Origin of the sequence: Micromonospora sp. NPDC047548, from assembly GCF_040642975.1 — a bacterium.
Classification (GTDB): domain Bacteria; phylum Actinomycetota; class Actinomycetes; order Mycobacteriales; family Micromonosporaceae; genus Micromonospora.
The window spans coordinates 41,301-62,816 of sequence record NZ_JBEYTI010000021.1 but is presented as its reverse complement, the minus strand read 5'-3'; the positions used below and the strand labels follow the sequence as shown (position 1 = coordinate 62,816).

The following is a 21,516-nucleotide window of genomic DNA, read 5'->3' as shown; positions in this document are numbered from 1 at the left end:
CGCGCGACGCTCCCTTTCTACCTGTGACCGGGAACCCGGGCCCGGCGAACCTCAACCGGACCCGGGCAACTCAGCTACACCGACAGAAACTCAGTACCGGCCGCCGCCCAGGTCCCCGACCATCTCGTCGCTGATGGCCTCGGTGTTGTCCGCGATACGGCGGACGAAGTCCCACTTGTCGTGCTGGATTCCGGTCACATCACCGAGCTCGACGAACGCCGGGAACACGTACTTCATGAGCATGCCCTGCACGGCCGCGCGGGCCTGCAGGGTCACCTCGTCATCCTCGGGAACATCGTCCGCCCACCGGCACGCGGCGATATCAACCAGGGGGTTCACCGTCTTGATCAGGTCCTCCTGGAACTGGGCCAGCAACGGCACCCGCTGCGCCAGGTCGTCCCCGGAGAACTCGATCCGTGACGCACTCACGACGCCGCCCGTCCACGCCGCCGGTCGTCCCCGCCAGAGACCGCGCCCACGATGCCCTCGATAAGTTCCTCCATCGTCGCCGCCGTCCGCGCGGTGTCGCCGAGCCGGGAAAGGTCACCCGTCAGCTCGGCGGTACCGGCCATCGCCTTGCGCTGGGCGCCTTCGCGGGCGGTACGCGCCGTGGTCACGATCAGGTCGGCCAGTTCGGCCGGCGCGAGCTGCTGGTAGGCGTCCCCGTTGAAGGTGATCCGGGTCAGCTCGCCGTGGCCGCCCACGGTCACCGACAGCAGCTTCTTCTTGTCCTCCACGGTGGTCTTCGCCTCGCGTACACGCTGGCGCACCCGGTCGGCCGTGGCCTCCACATCCTTCAAGGCCGAGCGCATCTCGGCCAGCAGTTCCTCATCGCCCAAACTCATTACGGCACCTCCTCAACAAACCCACGGCTGGACCGTGGCGGCGGGTTCACCCCCGGCGCGACGGTGGTTCACCGTCCCCGGTACGGGCGGCGTTCGTCCTGGGAGCCGGGACGCTCGTCGGCAGGCGTGTCGTACTCGTCGTCCTCTACCCGCCTGTTACGGCCACGCCGGCCGATCACCGCGGGCGCACAGTCAGGGTCGGTACCCCAGACCTTCTCGTCCTCCTTCAGCCAGGTGCTGCGCTGGCGGTCACGGTCCCGGTTGGGCTGGCCAGTGCCACCGAACATGCCCGGCATGCCCGGCATATACGGCATCCCACCGAACGGCATGCCGCCCGGGCTCGTCTGCGTGATACCAGCGCCGGTACCCGCGCCCGTGGTCACGCCGGCACCCGAGCCGGCCCCACCCGGACCGCCGACGGGCCGGCCGAACCCGTCCTGGCTCAGCGCCCCGGCCGAGCCGGACACGCCGGGCACCGACGACAGGCCACCGGTACCGACCTGCACGCCGGGAATGGCCGGGAAGACGGCCGCACCGGGTTTGGTGACGTCGCCGAGCGGCGGGGGGGTGACGATCCCGCTTATGTCCGGTTTGAACGACACTTCTTTGCCATCGACCGTGGTCGGGAACGGATTTCTGTCCACCGGCGACGTCGGCCCAATGTCGTGCCACGGCAGCTTGCTCAGGTCCAGTCCTGGTACGGATACTGCCCCGCCGGACTGGCCCGAAGGGGTGGTCAGCCCGAGGTTTGCCCGCTCGGCCGGGGTGAGCGGGATCTGGTCCAGCAGCCCGCCCTTCTGCAGCGCGACGAGCTGATCCGGGGTGAGCTGACCGAGCGCCGTCGTACCGTTCGGCACCGCCAGGCCGCTCTCCCGCAGGTAGGCGGCCTGCTCAGCAGAGAGCGGCACGTCGTCCAGCAGTCCGGCCGAGTCCAGTTGCCGCAACTGGGCCGGCGTCAGGTCACCCAACGTCTGCGGGTCGGTCAGCCCGAGGTTCGCCCGCTGGGCGTCGGTGAGCGGGGTCTGGTCCAGCAGCCCGCCCTTCTGCAGCGCGGCGAGCTGATTCGGGGTGAGCTGACCGAGCGTCGTCGTACCGTTCGGCACCGCCAGGCCGTTCTCCCGCAGGTAGGCAGCCTGCTCAGCAGAAAGCGGCACGTCGTCCAGCAGTCCGGCCGAATCCAGTTGCCGCAACTGGGCCGGCGTCAGGTCACCCAACGTCTGCGGCTCGGCCAGCTTGTTGAATAGCTGCGAGCTGCTGACCGGAAAGCCGCTGTCGGCGAACGGATTGACCGACTTGCTGAACATGGAGCCGTTGTCCTGGCCGTCGGCAAGCGGAGTGTCCATGCCGCCACCGGCAAAGGAACTGTCCATGGCGCCGTTGGCAAATGGATTGTCCAACTTGCTGAACGAGCTAGTTGGAATGAGGCTGTCCTGGCCGTTGGTGAACGGAGTGTCCATACCGCCGCCGGCAAAGAGCGTGTCCACACCGCCATTGGCAAAGGGATTATCCACGCCGTTTGGGAACGGATCGCCCACGCCGCCGGATGCGAACATGGCGCCGCCGTTGGGGAATGCGCTGCCCCAGTTGGGGAATGCGCTGCCCCAGTTGGGGAATGCGCTGTCCCAGTTGGGGAACGCATTGCCCCAGTCGGGGAACGCGTTGTCCCAGTTAGGGAACGCATTGTCCCAGTTAGGGAACGCATTGTCCCAGTTAGGGAACGCATTGTCCCAGTTAGGGAACGCATTGTCCCAGTTAGGGAACGCATTGTCCCAGTTGGGCATCCCAAGGTTGTTGGGCATCGGCAGGGGTGGTACCGGATCCGGGTCGGTGATGTGCATCGGGTTGCGCGCGTCCGCGAACACCGTCACCAGGTTCTTCGCCGCGATCAGCGCCGGTGCGAAGGTGTTGATGACGTTGTCGGCCCACAGCTGGCGCAGATGATGGTCCAGCTTGTTCCACTCGCCGATGTTGAAGGCATCGAACGAGTGGTAGTTCAGCCAGGACGGCGGCGTCCACAGGACGGTACCTACGTCTTTTCCTCCGACCGTGGTTCCGTCACGGCGTTCCTGTGCTTCTTCGTCCCCGGTGTTGGCGTACTGGGTGCCCAGGTCCCAGGCGTTCGACTGGCCATTGTGCAGGTCGGCGTAGGCGAGAGTGCTCTGGTTGAACATGGCGGCAATGACCCGGTACGGGTGCTGCCAGGTGCCGGCCGGGGTGATCTGGGACCACTTGTCGATGGCGTCCAGCAGCGCCTTGACAAAGTCCTTCATGGCCGTCTCGGCCTGGGACAACGCAGTGTTCCAGCGGGTGAACTGGGGCAAAATGTCGCTGAGGTACCGGTTCGCGCTCTGTACCCGGTGGTACCAGGCCGATTCGGCGGAGCCTTTGAACTCGGGGTTCTTGACGTTCACCGACTTCATCTCATCGGTCAGCTCACCCGAGATCTTCATCGCGTGGGAGGTCAGGTTGCCCAGGATCTCGCGAACCGCCGCGATCGAGTTCGGGTCGAACGAGGTACCCACCCCGGCCACCTTGGGTATGTCGTCGCGGATCCGTTCCCACGCCGCGCCGAGCGAGACGACCGGGTTGCTCTCGCCGTTGATCGTCTTCGTCGGGTCGGTGGTGTTGCGCTCCTGCCCCTGTTGGTTGTCCTTGTTGGTCACACCCACCCACACCGTCAGCCGGGTGATGTCCTTGGTCGACCCGTCCTGGGTCCACCTGTAGAAGGTGACCGCGTCCTTGTTGTACTCGGGCGCCCAACCGCCGGTGTGTTTGAGCGTGCTTTTCTGGGTTATCAGCCAGAAACCGGGGCCCTTGATGGTCTGCGGTCGGAAGCTGTCGTTGATGGAACTCTTGTCCCCAGACTCTCCGCCGCCGAGTACCAGTCCCAGAATGCTCGCCAGGGCGTCCTCGATCGTCGCGGTGCTCGTCATCACGAACCACCGGACTGGGGCATGAAGTACTCGAACTGCTCGGCGCTCAACGTGTTCAACTGTTCGGTGGCCTCGGAGTCGGCCAGCAGGAATTTGATGCCGTACTCCAACATGCTGATTTCGCCCCGCGCGCTCTTGAAGCGCGTGGCCAGGCCAGATCGAGTCGCATCGATCGCCGACGCCAGGTCCTCCGCCTCGGTGAAGCCCTTTGCGCCGAGGTGCAGCTTGAACGGCTTCGTGAAGTCGACCTTCGATTCCGGCAGGGCGCCGTACGGGTAGACCTTGCCGTACATCAGGTCGATTTCATCGACCTGGTCGGCGTAGGTGGCCTGCAACTTCCGCAGGTAGCTCTCGTTGATGACGATGTTCTGCATCGTGTCTTCCCTTCGACGGAGACGGCGCAGCGGGGCCGCCGACTGTCCTGACCCAGCCATTCCGAGGTCTGGGCGAGTCCGTGACCAGCGGTGGGTCAGATGCACTGGTCCACCCGGCGGTGCGACGGACCAGTGCATCTGACCCGGAAGCGGCTCGGCAGGATTCAGGCATCAGATGCACTGGTCCAGGACACCGGCGCCCAGCGATCTCCTAACTGAAGACGGCCGCGCCCTGGTTGTCGCCGTGGATGTAGTTCTGAGTGATCTCTTGAAGGCGCTGCTGCCCCAGGGTCAGGGCCTGGTGCATCTCCTGCTGGCCCTGATTCCACAGCTGCTGGGCGACGGCGTAGGCCTCCGGCGCCTGTCCGTTGTTGGCCACGGTGAACCGCTGCACCGAGGCCTGAAGGGTTGCCAGCGATTGGTCGAGCTGGCGGGTCACCCTGGCCAGTTCCCCGGCGACCTCCTGTGCCGCGGCGGGATTGATGCTGTAGTTGGCCATCCTCGGCCTCCTTCACGTTCGTCGATCCGGGTTTCATCGGCCCGGGTTTTGTAGGTGGGACGCGCGACGGTCAGGATGTGGCCCAGCCGCCGGCCCGAAGGGCACTGTCGTCTTCGGTCGTGGTGGTCAGTCGCGCGTAGGTCTGCATGTTGCCGTTGAGCATGTCCAGGCCCTGCTGGACCCGTTGGAAGCCGGCCAGCCACTGGTCGACGGCCTGGAGGAACCGCGGCGCGGCCGCGTCGCTCTGCCACTGGGTGGCCAGGCTGCCGCGTGCGCCTACGACGGCCTGCTCGCTGGCCTTGGCCTCGCTCTGGCACTGGGTGAACGCGATGACCATGGCGGTGATGGTCGCCTCGTCGGCGACGATCCCGTTCATGTTGATTGCCATGACTCTCCTTGTCTGTCATCCGGCGCGCTGTCGCCGGCAAGGTGTGCGATGTGGTCGCGCCTGCCGCGTCCGTCCGGTGGGTCGGGCCGCGGCGGCGGATCGGTCGGGCACCCCGGCGGCCTCACCCCCCTTCCGGCCGGACCAGCGCCGGCCCGGCGGGCAGCATGGCGACCAGCGCGGTGGGCATAACCACCGCCTGATCGAGGGAGTACCCCAGGGTGGTGACGTCGCTGCCGCTGATCGGGTAGGCGATCCCCCGCTCGTTGACCAGCAGGCCCTGCTGCCGCCACAGATCGGTGTCCGCGCTCGTCCGGGGCATCAGCAGCGCTCCCCCGCCCGGCGTCACCCGCACCGTCACGGCGGTCTTCCCGCCGCTGTCGCCGGTCGGCATGCCGGTCGCGGTGGCCAGGACGACCGCGGGTTTCTCGCCGGCCTGCCCCGCGTACTCCACGCAGACCACTGCACCCTCCGATGTGGATGGCGGTTTGGGCGGGGTGGCCGGCAGCGTGGTCAGCGGGCGCACCGGACTGCGCTGGCCGGCGGCGACCAGCTCGGCCGCGGTGATGGCAGTCTCCCTGGCCGAGCCCGGCCTGGCCCGCTGCAGCAGGTACTCGGTCTCGGTCAGCGGGGCCAGCCCGTCGGTGGTCATCAGATAGTGGCCGAACGTGCCGTTGCCCATGTCCACGGCGAACATCTGGCCGATCGACGTCGGCCGGCCGGCCACCCTCGGCCCGGCGCCGCCGGCCCCGGCCACCCTCGGCGGGCCGGCCGTACCGCCCAGCGGGATCGACTCCAGCCAGGCGGTCGCCACCGGCACCGGAACGAGCAGCCCCAGTCCCAGCACGTCGGCCACCCAGGACTGGGTGAGCAACAGCCGCCGCCCGCCCCACAGCAGGTAGGTCTTGCCGCCCGCGGTGACCGGCAGCGCCTGCCCGTCGCCGAGCGGCTCGGGGGCCGCCGGCACATCGACGTCCAGGACGATCCGGCCGCTACCCAGGCCGCAGGCACGCCACACGCCCTGGTTGATCCGGTGGGCCGCGGGCAGCACCTGCGGCCCGGCCGGGGTACCCACCGCCGCGCCCCGCGGCACCTTGGCGAGCTTGGACGAGGACACGGTGATCGGGGTGAGCCGGCCACCGGCCAGCAGGGTGGCCGTTGCCACGTCGTTGACCGGGCGCAGTTGGCCGTCGACCAGCACGTACCGCGCCCCGGTCGAGGAGTCCACCACCAGCATCCGCGGCTGCTGCCAACGGGTCGAGCCCGATCCCGGCATCAGCGCCCAAATCGCGACCACGCCCAGCAGCACGATCCCGAGGATGAGGCCGGCGATGGTACCGGTGCGGTCCCGGCGGGTCGGTAACTCGGCGGTCTCCGGCTCGGCCCGCACCAGCGCACCGGTCACCCGGGCCATCATGTACCGCTGGGCGTCCACCTGGTCACGACGCGACGACATGTCAACCCACCCGCGCCCGGATCACGTCGATCAGGCCGGTGATGACCACGACGGTCGGCGCCAACGCGGCCACCGCCGCGGTATGCGCCAAGTCGCCCAGCCGGCCCCAGATCGCGTTGAACCGCCGGCCGGCCGGGATCCGCGCGGCCAGCCCGCACACCACCACCAGGATCAGGCAGCAGCCGATGGCCAGTTGGGCGGCGAGCGGACCCCGGACCGTGGTCGCGGTCAGGCACCAGGTCGCCATGGCGGCCAGCGCCGGGCCGGCCAGTGCCAACCGGTGCCAGGTGCTCGTCATCGCGCGGGTGACCAGGATCTGGGCGGCGGCGGCCAGCCAGGCGGCCAGCGGCGCGGCCCAGCCGGGCGCCGCCGCCAGCCACACCATCGCGGCCCCGGAGACCAGCCCGAGTGCCGCGTACAGGGCGGTCATGAACTGGTCCGCGGCGGCGGCCCGGGTGAGCACCCCGGCGGCCGGTTCCGGGTCGATGTTCTTCTGCAGGTCCGCCGGTTCGGCGGGCATGTCCGGCAGGGCGAACCCGGCGAGCTTGAAGGCGGCCGCCGGTACCACCGGGCGCAGCGCCGTGGTGACGGTGACCACGATCGCGGCGATCGCGGCCCAGTCCAGCGTGGCTTGGGTGCGCAGCCCGGGCGCGACGGCGACCAGCAGCCACGCCGCCAGCAGGCCGACGGCGACCTGCCGCCAGCCGGTGCGCGGGAAGACGAACGCGGCCACCAGCAGCGCGGCGACGGTACCGGCGGTGGCGCCCGCGAGGATCAGCCGGGGTACGGGGTGGGTACCGGCCGCGCCGGCCAGCGGGGAGTGCGGCGCCACCGCGTCCAGCGCGGCGAGCACCGCCCCGGCCACACAGGCAGCGCCCAGGACGCCGGCCGTCACCCGGTCGGCCAGCTTGCGTACCACCGCGAAGCCCGCGACGAAGCACATCGCCGCCATCGCCGCGAGCAGCACCGGGCGCCGGGGCGCGTCCGGCCACATCCGCGCGATGGCCAGCCCGGCTGCGAGCCAGGCGGCGAACAGCAGCAGGGCGGTGACCCGGGTGGTCTGCGGGCGCCACAGTCCGGACCGCTTGCGGATGCCGGCCGAGACGCCGTCGATAAGGTCGTCGTAGGCCAGCGGCGGAATCTGGTCGGTCCGTGGGCGTACATGCACGACCTCGCCGTCGAGCAGTTCGAGATCATCGACAGTGCTCGACTCGTCGAGGGCCGGCCCACCCAGCCGCTGGACGATCCAGCCGCTGTGCTCCAGCCCGCGATCGGCGAGGTCCGGTCCCAGCGCGCTCAGCACGGCCGGCATCAGGTCGGCCAACGGAATGTGGGTGGGCAGGCTCACGTCGACCTGGCTGGTCGGTCCGACGACCAGCAGCCGGCAGAGTTCCCCGCGCTCGGCGCTCATATCCCGAGCACGCCTTCACTGTCACTGGAGTTCACGGCTTCCCGCCCGCGTGTGGCTGCCCGCCGCCTGGCCCGGCGGCGGGCAGCAGCCGGGCCGGGACCGTGCGCTCGCCCAGGAACCAGTACTCCCGGCCGGCTGTCGCCTCCGGTCCGGCTCCGCAAGCGTCGCCGGAGCGGGCGCCGGAACCGAACCAGGTGGCCGGTGTCGCGGTACGGTCCAGCAGCGCCTCCGCCTCGGGCGGCAGGACCACCAGGTCGAGGGTCAGGTCCTGGTTGCGCCGCTGGTCGGTGACCGACGTGACCGGGCCGAGGTCGACGGACAGGTACCCGAACGCGAGCAGCAGCGCGGTCCACGCTGTGTCCGGCTCGGGCAGCCCGCGTACCAGCGGAGCGATCGCAGTGAGGCACAGGTCCCCGGAGCGCGACAGGTGCTGCCAGCGCAGCAGGTCCACGCAGGCGACCAGGGTCGGCAGCGGGTCCGGGTCGGGGCAGGCGACCGGCGGCTGGCCGTCGACCGGCGGCAGCCAGCTCAGCTCGCTGTGCCCGCGTACCGCCGGCGCCGGCTTGACCAGCTCGGCCGCGCCGATGCCCAGCCGGGCCAGCAGCCAGTGGTGCACCCGCCCGGTACGCATCGCGGTGACCGCCCAGGTCCAGGAGGCCGGCTCCCCCCGCCACCCCGACGCCCCCGCGACCGGCGGGCCGGACCCGGCTTGCGGTTCCGGCGTGAGCGGCGGATCCGGCGTGAGCGGCGGATCCGGCGCGGCCGGCTGGGGCGTGCCGGCGGCGTACAGGTCGCGCGGGTCGCGCAGGTAGCTGTACCGCGCGCCCTCCAGCCACAGGGCCAGCGCGGGATGCCCCGCGGGGGCCAGGATCACGTCGTTGAGGACGATCTCGTCGGTGAGCGCGTGCAGCGTGAACCCGTGCGCCGACGCTGCGACCCGGTCGAACAGTTCCGGCAACCGGGCCGGCCCGTCGGCCTCCGGCTGCCCGTGCCACCGGCCGCGGAACAGCCGGTATCCACCGCCCGCCGGGCCCTCGGCCCGCTTGTCCGCCGGGCTGCCGGCCCGATCGTCCGGCGGGAGCGCGGTGTCCGGGAGGAAGTGCAGGTCACCGTCGGCGTACAGGCCGCCGAACCGGTGTATCACCTCGACCCGCAGGTGGTCGCTGGCCGCGGCGAAGCCCTGCGGCAGCCCCCGGTTCAGCTCCAGGGCGTACGGGGTGTGCAGGGTCATCGGCGCGTTCGCGTGGAACAGTTCGGCCACGCTCACCAGGTGGATGCCGTGGGTATCGGCCCAGGCCAGCAGGGCGCGTGCCGGGGCCAGCGGATCGGGCTGGCCGGCCGGCCCGGGCGGGGTGACGCGGGCCGCGTCGAAGCGAGCGCGCGGGATGTCCGTCCACAGTACGAAGTCGACCTGGCCGGCGTAGCTGTCGGCCGCTGCGCCATAGTTGGCCCAGAAGCCGTTCGACTCGGGCAACGGCCGGCCGAGCCAGATGCCGTGCACGGTGTGCGGGATGGCGGTGGTGTCGGGAAGCGGCGGCGCGTGCTCCGGTTGGCCCCAGAGCCGGGCGGCGCCGTCGCGCCGGAACGTGCTGACCCGGCCGGCGTCGGCGGCCAGGGCCGCAGGCGCCAGTTCGGCGGCGCTCGGGGTCGGACGCGTCATGCTCAACCGCCGCAACAGCGGCGCGACCAGGTGCGGGGCGAGACGGCGTACATCGGTGCCGGCAAGGAACTCCGGTGCCCGCAGCAGCCGGCGGGAGCCGAAGATGTCGCCGCCGATCCAGCGGCGCGCCAGGTTCTCCTCGGCCGCCCAGGTGTACAGGCCGGGGTAGGTCATCCGGCGCAGCCAGTCCAGCAGCCCCACGTCGCACGGCCAGGCGGTCGGCGCCGCGGACGGCCCGGGCAGGCAGGCCGCGGCCCGCAGCCGCCGCGCCAGTTCCTCAGCCGCCGCGGCCGGCTCGACCGCCACGGCCCGCTCGGCCGGCTCGGCCGGCTCGGCCGGCTCGGCGGTGCGGGCCGGTGGGGTGGGCGTACGGCGCGGGCGGGTGGCGGTGCGGGTCATCGGCTGGCCCCGGTGGTTACCGCGGGCGCGGGTACCAGAGCCGTCTGGATCAGCCGGCTGCCGCGCCGGGTGCACAGCAGCGCCCGGCCCGGGGGCAGCGGCCGCGGCTTGGTGTTACCCAGCAGCGGACCCTCCGTCGGCGGGCAGGACAGCGCCACGTCCGGAGTGTTCAGTTCCTGGATGCGCCGCAGCAGCGGGTCCATCGACAGCCGCATTGCCCCGGCCGCAGCCCGCGCGACGACCACGTGCAGGCCGATGTCGCCGCCCTGGGGCAGCAACGGGGTCAGGCCGGCCAGCGGGTTGTCATGCCCGGCGAGCAGTTCGTAGTCGTCGACCAGGACGTACAACTCGGGGCCGGCCCACCAGTCGCGGGCACGCAGTTGCTCCGGGGTGATGTCGGAGCCGGGTACCCGCGGCTTGACGCCAGCCAGCGCCTCGGCCGCGGTGTCCCGGGTGCTGTCCGGCGAGACCGAGTAGCCCAGCCGGTAGGCGTCCGGTACGTCGTCGAAGAGCTGCCGCCGGTAGTCGACGGCCATGATGCGCGCCTGGGCCGGCGTGTGGCTGGCGACGATCGCCCGGGCGATGAGGCGCAGCAGGTTGGTCTTGCCACTCTCGGTGTCCCCCAGCACGGTCAGGTGCGGCATCGCCCGGAAGTCGTGCCACACCGGTGCGAGCTGGTCCTCGTCCACGCCGAGCGCGATGCGGGTGTCCTGCGGCGCCGGCAGTTCGGCCACCGGCAGCGAGGCTGGCAGGGTGCGTACCGCGGCGGCCCGTTCCCCGGCCCAGTTGTCCGCCACCGCGGACACCAGTTGCTCGGTGGCCGCGGCGAGTCCCTCGGCCGACTGGACGCCGTCGATGCGCGGCAGCGCGCCGAGGAAGTGCAGCTTCGCATCGGTCAGCCCGTGCCCCGGCCGGCGGGGTACCTGGGCCGCCGCGCGCAGGTCGATCCCGGACTCCACCGGGTCGCCCAGGCGCAGTTCGAGGCGGGTCCCGACCTTGTCCCGCATCGACATGTGCAGCTCCGACCAGCGGCCCATGGAGATCATCACGTGTACCCCGTAGTTCAGGCCGCGCGCCGCGATGTCCCGGGCCATCTCCTCGGCCGCCTCGAACTCCTGGCGCAGCGTGAACCACCCGTCCACGACCAGGAACACGTCGCCGAACCGGTCCTGCGGGATGCGACCGTCGGCCTGCAACTGCCGGTAGGCGTCCCGGCCATGGATGCCCAACTCCGCGCAGCGGCGTTCCCGGTCGACCAGGATCGAGCGGACCTCGGCGACTGTGCGACCCACCCGCTCCGGTTCGTGCCGGCCGGCCACGCCGCCCATGTGCGGCAGGCCGGTCAACCCGGCCAGCGAACCGCCGCCGAAGTCAAGGCAGTAGAACTGCACCTGCCGCGGCGAGTGGGTCAGGGCCAGCCCGCACACCAGCGACCGCAGCAGGGTGCTCTTGCCGCTCTGCGGCCCGCCGGCCACGCCCACGTGCCCGCCGACCCCGGCCAGGTCCACCACGAGCAGGTCGCGCATCTGCTCGAACGGCTTGTCGATGAGACCGACCGGTACGTGCAGGTACGCCTGCTGGCCGACGTCGACCGGACGCAGCCCGTGCTCGGGGTCGGGCAACAGCGGCGGCAGCACGTCGTCCAGGGTCGGCGCGTCCTCCAGCGGCGGCATCCACACCTGGTGTGCCGGCGGACCCTGGTCGACCAGCCGGTCCACCAGTGCGCGCAGCACGGTGGTGCTGCTGTCGGCCGGCTCGTCCGGCGCCTGGCCCGGTGCCTGGCCCGGTGCCTGGCCCGGTGCCTGGCCCGGTGCCTGGCCCGGTGCCTGGCCCGGTGCCTGGCCCGGTGCCTGGTCCGGTGCCTGGTCCCTTGGCTGGCTCGGCGGCGGGGTGGCGGGCGCGGCGGGCCGGGCGGTGAACGGAACCACCTGGCTGGCGATCACCTCGCGGTGCAGCCCGGTGCCGCGTACCCGGTGCGGGCCGGACACGTACGCGGCCTTGAACCGGGTGATGCTGGTGACGCTGGAGCGCAGGTACCCATTGCCCGGCTCGGCCGGCAGCTCGTACGCGTCGGGTACGCCGATGACCGCCCGCGACTCCATCGCGGAGAAGGTACGCAGCCCGATGCGGTACGACAGATGGCCCTCAAGCTGGTGGATGCGCCCGTCCTCCAGCCGCTGCGAGGCCAGCAGCAGATGCACCGCGAGCGAGCGGCCGAGCCGGCCGATCATCACGAACAGTTGGATGAAGTCGGGGTTGGCCGCGATCAGCTCGCTGAACTCGTCGACCACCACGAACAGGGTGGGCAGCGGGTCGAGGTCGGCGCCCTGGGCCCGGGCCTTCTCGTAGTCGCGCACCGAGGTGAAGTTGCCGGCCCGGCGCAGCAGTTCCTGCCGGCGTACCAGTTCCCCGTGCACGGCGGCCTGCATCCGGTCGACCAGCGCGGCCTCGTCGGCCAGGTTGGTGATGAGCGCGGAGACGTGCGGCAGCCGGTCCAGCCCGACGAAGGTGGCGCCGCCCTTGAAGTCCACCAGCACGAAGTTGAGGGTCTCCGAGGAGTGGGTGGCCGCCAGGGCCAGTACCAGGGTGCGCAGCAGTTCGCTCTTGCCCGACCCGGTGGCGCCGATGAGCATGCCGTGCGGCCCCATCCCGCCCTCGGCGGACTCCTTGATGTCCAGCTCGATGGGGGAGCCGTCGGCGGCCACCCCAATGGGTACCCGCAGCCGGCCGGCGGGCGTGCGGGCGTGCCACCGCGCACGCGGGTCGAAGGTGTCCAGATCGGTGATGTCCAGCAGGTCGGGCAGGTCGAGGACGGCGCTGAGGCCGCTGGCCGGCTGCTCGCCGGTGACCTTGGTGGCGTGCCGGGCCATGATCCGGGCCAGCGTCCGCAGCCGGGGCACGTCCAGGTGGTCCGGTGCGGCGAGCCGGGTGCGCACCTCCCGGCCCACGTGGTCCTTCTCGATCATGTCTACGTCGGTGGCGGACACCTCCAGGTTGAGCACGTTGTCCCCGTTGGCGAGGCCGCGGCCGTCGAAGTCGACGAGGACGGCGTTGCGGTACCCGGAGACGGTCAGCCGGGCGCCCGGCGGGATGACGCCGCCGTCGCAGACCACCACGACGAACGGTTCCTCGCGGGAGGGCTGGGCGTCGCCCTCGTACCGGGATCGGGCCGCGAACTCCGTACCCAGCAGCCGCTCCACCTCTTCCAGCGTGGCGCCGAACAGCCGTACCGGCCCGGCTGCGTCGACGTCGGTGGCGTGCTTGGCGTGCGGCAGCCACTTGGCCCACTCCCACTGCGCGGCCTGCTCGGCGCCGACGCACACGGCCAGCCGCAGCTCGTCCGGGGCGTGGAAGGTGGCCAACTGGGCGAGCATGGCGCGCACCATGCTCAGCGCCACGTCCCGGTCGCCACTGATCCGCACGTGCGCGAACCCGGGCAGGCACAGCGCGACGGGCTGGTCGGGCACCGTCGTGTACGCCTTGATGAACCGGCGCAACGCCTTGGCGCACACCGGTTCCAGGTCCTCCACCGGCTTGGTCTCCATCGGGGTGATGCGCACCGCGAGCCGCTGGGCGCCGGTACCGACCCGGATCTCGCCGAAGTCTGGATGCGTCGGCCGGCGCTCCCACAGCCGGCTGGTCATCGCCAGCGACCACAGCGACTGCGGGTCGGGGTGCCGCCAGGCCAGCGCGTCCTGCTGTTTCGCCGCGTACTCCCGGACCTGCCCGCGGGTCTGGGACAGATAGCGGAAGTAGTCGCGCCGGTCGCCGTTGATCTTGTCCTTGCGGTTGCCGGAGTTCATCGTCATCTGGAACAGCGCCATGCTCAGCATGCCGCCGCCCATCATGACGAGCATGACGATGCCCATCGGGCCGTTGAGCGAGTTACCCAGCAGCATGAACATGAACCCGCCGGTCATCAGCAGGGTCGGCAGGATCATCCCGAGCGAGCGGAGTCCAGCGGGCTGGATCTCCGGGACGACCGGCGGCTCCTGCAGGGTGATCTCGCCGTGCGGCAGCTCGGGTCCGTTGCGGCGGGCCGGCCGCCGGTAAGGTCTGGTGCTCACATCCATCACACGGCTGCGAGCCGGAAAGAGTTGACCGGTACCCGGGATCGATACGATCAGCATCGGCCGACCGATGGGCGCCCCCTGCTGCGATGCAAGATTCAAGAGACGCCGATTGCCGGGTGGGCCACCGTATGCCACGGTCGTCCCACCCGGCAGTGACCAGAGCTCGGCCTCAGGTCAAGCGCTCAAACTGACGCCAGCGCCCGACTCCACCGGGCGTTCCATCAACCGCCGATCCAGGGTCAGCGGCGATCACAAACCTCTTCTCCTTAGGGGAGTTCCCGCCGACGTCGGATAGCTGTACGAACGCTGCCTCTCATGCGTCACATCGGGCCTGTCCAACGATGGGAGCACCAGTGATGCCGGCAGCTCGTGCAGGTTGACATCAACAGCGTAGGGCGACCCGACCACTCCTTCTGCAGGCGCACCCGCAGACGCCGGGCGGGTGAGCAGCAGCTTCAAATCATCGTGGTCACGGTCACCAGTCCAGAGCACATCTTTCGTCGCTATGCACCGCTGGAACTCGTCGCCGTGCCTGACGATCTCACCCGCTTCCACCGAGGCGTTCGGCCGCCAAACGCCGTCACCGCGGTTGTGTTCGAACCGCAGTTTCCAACGCCTCCCACTCGCTGACGTCGAAGTCCCCAACTCTCCACTGAGCATCTTCTGCACGTCACCGGAGAACACTATCCGCTGCGCGAAGAGGGACTCCTTGCTCACCACCATGATCCGCCACGCACCGCTCATACTCACTACAGGCATTTCCCGGCACCTTCTCTCATGACCACGGCGGCTTCCTCGTCCAACTCGACCCGTCACCGCTGACTCTTCGTGCACGCCTAGAAACCACCAATGGTTCAGCTCGGTCAGGCCGCCAGGGCCGCCCGCACGTCGGCCGCGTACAACTGGCGCATTTCCTCGACGGTCGGTGCGGCAGCGCCGCGCAACCGGTTGGCCTGCTTGGTGATGGCGCGTTCGAGCAACTGGCGGGCGTACCGGCCGTTGCCGAAGGTCTCGTCCCGAGTCAGGCTCTCGAAGTGCTGGTACAGCAGGGGAATGCTGTCGTTGCTGAAATCGAAGCCGCCGTCGCGGGCCAGCGCCTGCAAGATGGATACCAGTTCCGAGGCGGTGTACGACTCGAACGGGATCTGCCGGCTGAACCGGGAGGCCAGCCCCGCGTTGTTGGCCAGGAACCGGCGCATGTCCCCGGTGTACCCGGCCGCGATCACCACCACGTCGTCCCGATGGTCCTCCATCAGCTTCACCAGCGTGTCGATGGCTTCCCGACCGAAGTCGTTGCCCTGGCCGGTCAGCGCGTACGCCTCGTCGATGAACAGCACGCCGCCACGCGCCCGGTTGAACACGTCGGTGGTCTTGACGGCAGTGTGCCCGACGTACTCGCCGACCAGGTCGGCCCGGGAGACCTCGACGAGCTGGCCGGTGCGCAGCACGCCCATCGCGTTGAGTAGTTGGCCGTACAGCCGGGCCACGCTGGTCTTGCCGGTGCCGGGCGGCCCGGCGAACACCAGGTGCCGGGAGATCGTCGGAGTGGGCAGGCCGGCCCGGGTCCGGGCCTCGGTGGAGGCGATCAGGTCGATGACGTCGGTCACCTCGCGCTTGACCGCGTCCAGGCCGACCATCGAGTTCAGCCGCCCGAGCAGGTCCTGGACGGCCTGCGCCACGCCGGCCGGCGCCGACGGTCCGGCTGCCTGTTCGCCCAGGTCCTCCGGCAGCAGCCGGGCCAGTTCGAGGTCCGGGGCCTGCGGGGTGTTCGACAGCCGGTACGCCTGGCGCCCCAGCATGTCCTCGAAGACCTGCCGCGCCACCCGGGCGTTGCCGAAGGTCTCGTTGCGGGCCAGCTCGCTGAAGTGGCGGACCAGGGCCTGCCGCGTCTCGTACTCCAGCACATAGTGGTGGGCGCGGCAGAGCCGCTCGACGATCTCGGCCAGTTCGTCGTCGGAGTAGCTGTCGAACTGGATGGTACGGGCGAAGCGGGACTCCAGGCCCGGGTTGGCGGCCAGGAAGGTACGCATGTTCGGGGTGTACCCGGCAACCACCACGACCACCTCGTCACGGTGGTCCTCCATCAGCTTGACCAGGGTGTCGATGGCCTCCCGGCCGAAGTCGTGGCCGCCGCTGCCGGTCGAGAGCGTGTACGCCTCGTCGATGAACAACACCCCGCCCAGGGCTTCCTCGAACCGGGCCGTGGTCTTCACCGCGGTGCCGCCGACATGCTCGGCGACCAGGTCGCTGCGGGACACCTCGACCAGTTGCCCGCTGGAGAGCACCCCGAGGGTGGCCAGGATCCGGGCGAAGATGCGGGCCACAGTGGTCTTGCCGGTGCCAGGCGGCCCGGCGAAGACCAGGTGCCGGGACATGGGCGGTACGTGCAGCCCGGCCTCCCGGCGACGCTTGGCGATCTGGTTGAGCCCGACCAGGGTGGCCACCTCGTGCTTGACCCCGGCCAGGCCGACCAGCCCGTCCAGTTCGCGCAGCAGCGCGGCCACCGGCCCGTCCGCTTCCCCGTCGCCGCCCGCCCCGCTGCCCGGCGCCCCGGCACTCGGCAGCCCGTCACTGGGTGCGCCGGCACCGGGACCGCGGTCGGCGGGTACCACGGGACCGGGCAGCCCGACGTTGGACGGCGCGGGGCGCGGCAGGCGGGAACCGGACGGGTTCCCGGGCGGGGCGACGCCCGGCCCGGTACCTCCGGTCGGGGCGGGTACGGATCCCGGGGCGCCGTCGGCCGCCGGTGCATCCGGCCGCCGGGTCCCCGGCGCCGGAAGAGAAATCGGGCGTCCGTTGTGGCTGGTGTCTACATCGAATAGCTCGACTGCGGCGGTCGGGCTCGGCGCGTCCACGGCGACGCCGCCGTTGCCGCGCACCACCCCGCCGCGAAGCCGCACCGGCGCATCGGTCTCCACCAGGACACCCGGGCCCTGGTTGCCCACGATCTCGCAGTCCGCCGCGGTGACGGAGCTGCCGGCGCCGGCCCGGATCCCCGGGCCGCGGCTGCCGCTGATCCGGCTGCGGGACACGGTGACCACGCTGGGTCCGCCGGTCACCACGCCCGCCCCGGCCGAGTCCTCCACGGCCACCGAGGACAGCTCGGGGCGGGCGGTTCCGGCCACCTCCACGCCGACGCGGCAGCCGGTGAACCGGGAGTTGGACAGCACGGCGGTCGCGCTGTCGGTGAGCTTCGCCCCGGCGGCCCGCGCCCCGGTGACCTGGCCGTCAGAGAACCGGCCGGCACCGCCGGTCGCGTGCAGGCCGTACCGGACGCCCTCGATGGACAGGCCGCGCAGTTGCGGGGCGGCCTCCTGCTCGATCGCCACACCGATGGGGGCGTCGCGTATTCCGACCCCGTCCAGCCGCGCCTTCGACCGGCCGGTCAGGAACACGCCCGCGTCGGCGCAGCCCGCCACGGTACCCCCGGTGAGGTGCGGCGCCGCCTCCTCGGTGACCACTACCCCGGCCGCGCCGCAGTCGCGCACCTCGCAGCCGGTCAACTTCGGCGCGGAGGTACCCCTGCAGTCGAGGCCGTGGCCGCCGGCCCGGGTGATGAGCGTGCCGGACAGCGCGGGTGCCGCCCGCGCCATGGTCACCACGGCGTGCACCCGGGTGTCCAGGATCTCGCAGTGGTCCAGCACCGGGGCCGCCTCGTCGCTGGCGAGCAGCCCGACTTCGCCGCCGAGCACCGTGGTCCCGACCAGGTACGGCCGGGCGGCCTGCTGCGCCACGACGGCGTACTGGCCGACCTCGTCGATGCTGCAGCTCTCCAGGCGCGGGGCGCTGGCGCCAACGGCCAGTAGCGCCACCTCCGCGATCCCGGTGAGCGTGCAGTCCCGGAACACCGGGGCACTCGGCCCGGACGTCAGGATCGCGGACTTGGCGATGTCGTATACGCGCACGCCGGTGTACTCGCCCGCGCCGGCCTCGTGGACGGTGCCGGCCCCGCTGGAGTTACTGATCGCGCCGCCACGCATCTCCACGGCGCCGCCGCACACGTGGATCGCGGCCGGCGCCGTGGCGTCGATGGTGCACGCCTGCAGGCGAACCCGGCCGGCGGCCACCTGAAACAACGGCATCCGCTCGTCGCCGCCGCGGATGGCGATGTCCTGGATCAGGATCTCGCCCCCGGCAGCCAGGATGGCCCCGCCCGGGGGCACCTCGATGGTGACGGTGCCCGGGCCGTCCTCGGCGACCAGGACGACATCCCGGCGGAACAGCGGCGCCTCGCGGTACACGCCAGGGCGTACCGCGACGGTGTCGCCGGGCGCCGCCGAGTCCAGGGCCCGGGAGATGTCGGCGAGGCATCCGGTGTCCCTGGCCGACACCGACAGCACGCTGGTGGTCACGGATTCACTCCTTCATGACTGTCGCCGGCCGGTCCGGGCTGGAACGCGAACGGGCGGTCGCCGGTCGCGAAGCCCAGCGGCCACGGCAGCGGCGCGGCCGCCGCGCGTTGGGGCTGTGCGGCGAGCGCGTCGCGCAGCTTGCCGGCCACCTGCTCGTCGAGCCCGCCGTCGCGGTGCTCAAAGACGATCTCCCGCAGCAGTACGCACGGCGCGCCGTCCGGCCCGTCGTCGGCGCCGAGCACCGCGAAGCGGGTACCGGCGGCGAACATGGCCCGCCCGGCCCGGGCACCCGGCCCGCCCGGGGTACCCAGTTGGTCCAGCCGCCGCGCGGTGGCCGACCAGATCGCGTACCGGCCCGCGCCGCCCCCGGTGCCGCCGTTCAGCGACACCGCGGTGAACGCCGGCTCCACCACCAGTTCCCCGGGACGGTACCGGCCGGTCACCTCCAGCCCGGGTACCGCGGCGAAGACGGGTCCCCCGATGGCCGGCAGTTGCATCAGCCCCGCGCAGGCGCACCGGGCCAGCACCTGGACGTCCTCGTCGGGCGTATCCACACCGCGAAGCGCGTCGTTGACCCGCTCGCCCTCTCCGTCGAGCAGGGCCAGCACCGCGACGAGCCCGGCCATCGCGTCGTGCGCGCCGACCGCGCTGCGCAGCCCCGGGTGCAGCGACAGCGCCCGGGCCACCGTCCGGGAGTGTGCCTGGAACTTCCAGTCCAGCACGGTACGCAGCCGCTCCCGGTCCGCCTCATCGGTGCGCGCCCTTACCTCGAACCACGCCGCCGCCGTCCGGTCGGCACGTGGTGCCGGCGGCGGGCCGGCGCCCGCGCCGTTCGCCGGGGCATCGGTGGTGTCCAGGCCGGTCGCCGGGGCGGCAGCGGCGACGGTGGCCGCGGCGACAGTCGGGGCGGCGGCCAGCGGCCGGCAGGTGTCCAGCTCCAGCCGGGGCGGTTGGAACTCGGGCAACACCATGCGCCGGACGCTGAGGTCGGGCCGGGGCACCTCGATCACCGGAACCGCCAGGCCGCGCACCCCGAGCGCCGCTTCCACCCCCGAAGGCATTCCCGGCCCCGATTCCGGTGCCGCAGCGGGTGACGCCGCCGCCGGATCGGCGGGCGACGAGGCGGCCCCCGGATCGGTGGTCACTGGCGGCGGTACCGGACCGGGCGACGGCACCGGGGACGGCGACTGGCGGTCCCGGTTGCGGCCGGGCGCCCGGCCGGTCGGGGTGTGGCGGGCGCGTACCGGCCCCAGTGGGGGCAGCAGGCGACCCACCGGCTCCGGTTCGTCCCCGCCGTCGGGGCGCCAGCACCAGAACAGCCCGCCCGCGGAGGCACGCCCGAAGGTGAAGCGGATCCCGGCGTCCGAGGCGTAGACCGGTGCCCCCAGGTCGACCGCGAGCTGGTGCAGTACCGGCCCGGCCCCGTCGGCCGGCGCGGTCCGCTGGGTGACCAGCAGCACCGGCCGACCCCGCCACCGGGGGCAGTGCCAGATCGCCTGGGCAAGGTCGGCGGCGGCCAACGGCCGGCCGCCCAGCCGGAAGCCGGACCGGTCGGCCTCGACCGCGAGCGCGAACCAACCCGCTGGGCCGGGGGTGACCGCTCCCGGGGCCTCCCACGGCCCCGGATCGAGCACCGGTACCCGCGAACCGGCGTCTGGCAGGAGGCGCGCCACGGCGGCACCCACCACCTGCGACGCCTGGCGCAGGCACCGCGCCACGTGCTGCCCGACCGGTACGCCCTGGGCTGGCTGCGAAAGTCCCCAGGACGACGGTAGGGGTACCCGCGGCATCGGGGCGAGCAGCTCAGTCATGGCATCTCCGGTTTGGCCTCGGGCGCCGCGTCCGACAGCCAAGGGCTCGCCGTCGCTACGCCGTCGGGCGAGGGGATGTCGGACAAGGGGGCGTCGGTCGGTGGTACCAGGTTGTCGTCAGCGCCGGGTGCCTGCCACACGACCGCCTCGGTGTGACGCCGGTACAGGTGCACCAGGGCACGGTGCACGGAGATCTCGTCCAGGGGCTCGGAGGGCTCGGCCCCGGCCTGCAGCCCGGCCAGGTGCGCGGCCAGCTCCGGATCCGGCATCAGGCCGTAGTTCTCCAGGTAGTACGCGACCGCCTCGCTCCACACCCAGGTCCCGTCGGTACGCAGGTGCAGCGGCACCACGTCGCCCCGCTCCGGGGCCAGGATGTCGCCCATCGCGGCGCTGCTCCACGCGATGACCACCCCCGCTCCCAGGGCGGCGAGCAGGTCGTCACGTTCCGTGGCATCGGAGGTCACCGACCGGTTGGTGGCGAACCACGGGCCGCGTACCGGATCGACGCCGTCGAAAACCCGGGCGGTGGTCATCGGCACGGCCGGCCGCGCCGCCCACAGCAGGGCGCCGCACGAGCGGGCCAGGGTCTGGTAGTACGGCGCGTCCAGCCCGGCCCAGCAGACCTCGGCCTGGGCCTCGGCGTCCCCGGCCGCGACCATGCTCTGTCGCAACCGGACAGCGAGTGCGGGCAGGATGTCCACAGTGTCATTGACGCTGACGACGGCCACCCGAACCGGGTCGTGCCAGGGCCGGGCGCTGGGCGGCATCCGCCACGCCCGCCACACCGCGCGTACCCCCGGGACTGCCGACGCCGCGGCCACCAGCGCCCGGTCCACCGGGTCGAGGACGTCGGCCGGGTCGGCGGTACGGTCCTGTGGGAGTACCATCGACGCCAGGTCGTCCTGTGTGGTCGGCAGGTCGGACAGGAACTGCCACGGTGCCGGCGGGCGTTGTCCGCGCAGCTCCTCCAGCGCCAGGCCGAGGTCAATGTCCCCGCCGCTGAGTGCCAGTTCCTCGCGCAGCGCCGCGATCTCGTCGGCGTCGAGCTGCAGCGGCTGGGAGACAGCCTCGAAGGCGACCGCCTGTACGGCGTCCAGCCGCCGGCCGGCGGCCAGCGCGTCCCGCGCGCCGGCCAGTACCCGGTCCGGCAGCGATCCGGCCAACCGCAGCAGCAACGCGTGCATAGTCGCATCACGGTCGTCCCGTGTCGTCTCCGGTGCCACGTCCAGGTCCGTGTCCACGTCCACGGTCACCACCCTCCTTCACCGCGCCTGGGTTCATCTGTGGCACGCCCGGCCCGCCGGCCGGGTTCACTCAC

The 21,516-nt window shown here is 71.8% G+C and carries 14 protein-coding genes; all 14 read right to left on the bottom strand.

Annotated features, from left to right (window positions below; translation table 11 throughout):
• Positions 1-90: 90 nt before the first annotated feature.
• Positions 91-429, bottom strand: coding sequence for a hypothetical protein (locus ABZ807_RS21150; protein ID WP_357160452.1), 339 nt, complete (start codon positions 427-429; stop codon positions 91-93).
• The gene (locus ABZ807_RS21145; protein WP_357160449.1) at positions 426-845 is read right to left on the bottom strand and encodes a YbaB/EbfC family nucleoid-associated protein; all 420 of its coding nucleotides are present in this window, start codon (positions 843-845) and stop codon (positions 426-428) included. Before ABZ807_RS21145 ends, ABZ807_RS21150 begins: the two co-directional genes overlap by 4 nt.
• Positions 846-913: 68 nt before the next feature.
• Entirely contained in the window at positions 914-3,778 is a 2,865-nt protein-coding gene (locus tag ABZ807_RS21140; RefSeq protein ID WP_357160446.1) for a hypothetical protein, read from the bottom strand.
• The gene (locus ABZ807_RS21135) at positions 3,778-4,152 is read right to left on the bottom strand and encodes a hypothetical protein (RefSeq protein ID WP_357160443.1); all 375 of its coding nucleotides are present in this window, start codon (positions 4,150-4,152) and stop codon (positions 3,778-3,780) included. Before ABZ807_RS21135 ends, ABZ807_RS21140 begins: the two co-directional genes overlap by 1 nt.
• A gap of 211 nt (positions 4,153-4,363) precedes the next feature.
• The gene (locus ABZ807_RS21130; RefSeq protein ID WP_357160440.1) at positions 4,364-4,651 is read right to left on the bottom strand and encodes a WXG100 family type VII secretion target; all 288 of its coding nucleotides are present in this window, start codon (positions 4,649-4,651) and stop codon (positions 4,364-4,366) included.
• A 70-nt stretch (positions 4,652-4,721) separates the two neighbouring features.
• On the bottom strand, positions 4,722-5,039 hold the full coding sequence (locus ABZ807_RS21125; RefSeq protein WP_357160436.1) for a hypothetical protein: 318 nt from the start codon (positions 5,037-5,039) through the stop codon (positions 4,722-4,724).
• 121 nt (positions 5,040-5,160) lie between these two features.
• Positions 5,161-6,492 (bottom strand): type VII secretion protein EccB, encoded by a 1,332-nt coding sequence (gene eccB / locus ABZ807_RS21120; protein WP_357160433.1) that lies wholly within the window; start codon positions 6,490-6,492, stop codon positions 5,161-5,163.
• Between the two features lies 1 nt (position 6,493).
• Positions 6,494-7,903 carry a type VII secretion integral membrane protein EccD gene (gene eccD, locus ABZ807_RS21115; RefSeq protein WP_357160430.1) on the bottom strand — a complete coding sequence of 470 codons (1,410 nt, stop codon included), beginning with the start codon at positions 7,901-7,903 and terminating at the stop codon, positions 6,494-6,496.
• Between the two features lie 31 nt (positions 7,904-7,934).
• Entirely contained in the window at positions 7,935-9,962 is a 2,028-nt protein-coding gene (locus ABZ807_RS21110) for a hypothetical protein (protein ID WP_357160429.1), read from the bottom strand.
• A complete protein-coding gene (gene eccCa, locus ABZ807_RS21105; RefSeq protein WP_357160425.1) occupies positions 9,959-14,029 on the bottom strand; it encodes a type VII secretion protein EccCa in 4,071 nt (1,356 codons plus the stop codon). Before eccCa ends, ABZ807_RS21110 begins: the two co-directional genes overlap by 4 nt.
• A 255-nt stretch (positions 14,030-14,284) precedes the next feature.
• On the bottom strand, positions 14,285-14,794 hold the full coding sequence (locus ABZ807_RS21100) for a hypothetical protein (protein ID WP_357160422.1): 510 nt from the start codon (positions 14,792-14,794) through the stop codon (positions 14,285-14,287).
• Between the two features lie 104 nt (positions 14,795-14,898).
• Positions 14,899-18,387, bottom strand: a complete 3,489-nt coding sequence (locus ABZ807_RS21095; RefSeq protein WP_357160420.1) for an AAA family ATPase — start codon at positions 18,385-18,387, stop codon at positions 14,899-14,901.
• Complete coding sequence (locus ABZ807_RS21090) at positions 18,384-20,198, bottom strand: hypothetical protein (protein ID WP_357160417.1); 1,815 nt, start codon at positions 20,196-20,198, stop codon at positions 18,384-18,386. Before ABZ807_RS21090 ends, ABZ807_RS21095 begins: the two co-directional genes overlap by 4 nt.
• Positions 20,195-21,445 carry a hypothetical protein gene (locus tag ABZ807_RS21085; RefSeq protein ID WP_357160414.1) on the bottom strand — a complete coding sequence of 417 codons (1,251 nt, stop codon included), beginning with the start codon at positions 21,443-21,445 and terminating at the stop codon, positions 20,195-20,197. The genes ABZ807_RS21090 and ABZ807_RS21085 overlap by 4 nt, the downstream gene beginning before the upstream one ends.
• Between the last annotated feature and the right edge of the window lie 71 nt (positions 21,446-21,516).